This window comes from Streptomyces sp. NPDC047981, assembly GCF_040653315.1.
In the GTDB taxonomy this organism is placed as follows: domain Bacteria; phylum Actinomycetota; class Actinomycetes; order Streptomycetales; family Streptomycetaceae; genus Streptomyces.
Map to the genome: position 1 here is coordinate 1 of NZ_JBEZNQ010000191.1, position 1,896 is coordinate 1,896.

Consider the following 1,896-nt stretch of genomic DNA (forward strand, 5'->3'; position numbering starts at 1 on the left):
GCCGAACAGGCCGCCCGGCGGGCCCGCGAGGCGGCGGCACGCCGGGAACGGGCCAGGGCGGCGGCCGAGCGCAGGGAGGCCGAGCTGGCGAACCGCCGAGCCGAGCGCGAGCAGGCGCACGCGCGCCGGTTGCGGCAGGAGCAGGCCGGTGCCGACGCGCGTCGACTTGCCGAGGTGCGGGACCTCCTGGACAAGGTCCACGCGGACGCCTCCGAGGTACGCGCCCTGCGGCAGCGGCTCGACGTCCTGCAGGCCGGCGTCGACCGTGCCGAGGACCTCGGCGGATCGATCGAGGAGTTGCGCGGTCGGGTCGTCGTCCTCGGTCGTGAGCGGAACGCGCCCGGCCAGGGCGTCGACCGGGGTTCCGTGGTCGCGGGGTTCGCGTCGCGGCTGGCCACGATCGGGGCGGAGGCCCAGGGGCGGGACCCGGAGGGGCACCGGCGCTGTGTCGACCTGCTCGACGCGTTGCGGGCCTCCGCCGCGCCCGGTGCGGAGACACGGTTCGAGGCTCTGCTCGGCACGGTGGAGCACGCGCTGGGCCGCCATGCCGCGGTCGCCGGGGAACTCGCAGCCGAGGAGCGTCGGCGCGCCGAGCGGGAGCGCGAGGCCGAGCGGCAGTCGGAGGAACGCGCCGCCCGTGAGGAGGCGGACCGCCGAGCCGCCCTCGAGGCCGAACAGGAGCGCCACGAGGCGTTGTCCGCCGAGGCGAAGGACCGGCTCGATGTCGTACGGCCGTCCGTCAGGGCCGCGGCGGACGAGGCCAGGGAGCTCGCCGACCTCGCACTCGCCGAGCGGATCGAAGCGGCGCTGACCGCCGTCACGGAACCGCTCGCGGCCGGCGCCGCCGAGGTGGCCCTGTCGGCGGTCGCGGCTCTGGAGGAGCTGCTCGTCGGAGCCGAATCCCAGCTGGACGAACTTCAGTTGGCGTACACGCGGCGCATCGACCTCGCTCAGGCCCTGCAGGACGCGATGCTCGGCGAGGGCTTCGCCTTCACCGGCGGAGCCGAACAGAACGGCCGCCTGCTGCTCAGTTTCGAGCGGCCGAGCGGCGCGACGTACCGGACCACGATCGCCACCGACGAGGGCGGCACCCCCGTCCTCGTCTACCAGGTCGACGGCGAGCCCGATGTCGCCCTCCGCCCGGATCCGGACGGCGCGGTGTGCGACCACACCGAGGATCTGCTGGAGCGGGTGCACGAGGCGATCGTCGAGCGGGACGGCTTCGTCCCGGGCGAGATCACCTGGCAGGGCAAGCCGCCGAGGCGGAGCGAGAGGGGCCGGCCCGTCTCGGAGGAGTGGAGGTGGAACCGGTGAACACGGTCGACTGGGCCAAGCGTGCGAACGGCGTCGGCGGTTCGGCGGGTTCCCCGGCCTCGGCCCGTCGCGACGGCTCCGCCCGCGACGGGGAGCCGGTCACCGCGGACGGCATGATGCCGCTGTGGGCGGTGTCGCTCGGCTGGGAGCTGCGGCGTGGGCGCCAGGTGGTCCTCAACGGACAGATCAGGGACCGCTGGTGGTTCGCCGACCGGCCCGCCTCGTTCCGCGAGGTCGTCGCCGGCCTGCTGGAGGCGCGGGGCGCGGAGGTCGTCGGCTGGTGGGATCCCGTGGGCGGTCTCGGCTTCCCGCTGCCGGGTCATGCCGAGCGCTTCGACCAGCTCCGCGAAGGGCGCGCGCCGGACCGGCCGGGAACGCGGGCGGGGACCGGCGACGCGCCGCCGGATGACCCGGGCACCGCCCGGCCGCCGCACACCTTCGAGGACGCGCGCGCCACGGAGGCGCCACGCGGCGCGGAGGACGCCCACGGCGCAGCACGATCACCGCGATGTTGACCAGGGCGAAGGCGAACAGGGTGCCGATGCTGGTGGCGTCGACGAGCTTGCCCAGCGGGATCACGGA

The 1,896-nt window shown here is 75.6% G+C and carries 2 protein-coding genes; both read left to right on the forward strand.

The genetic code is table 11. The features are described 5' to 3' along the window. The coding region (locus tag AB0E14_RS39655; protein WP_362430435.1) for a hypothetical protein at positions 1-1,314 on the forward strand (1,314 nt) is incomplete at its 5' end. Then, complete coding sequence (locus AB0E14_RS39660; RefSeq protein WP_362430438.1) at positions 1,302-1,829, forward strand: hypothetical protein; 528 nt, start codon at positions 1,302-1,304, stop codon at positions 1,827-1,829. The genes AB0E14_RS39655 and AB0E14_RS39660, both read left to right, overlap by 13 nt. The last annotated feature ends 67 nt before the right edge of the window (positions 1,830-1,896 follow it).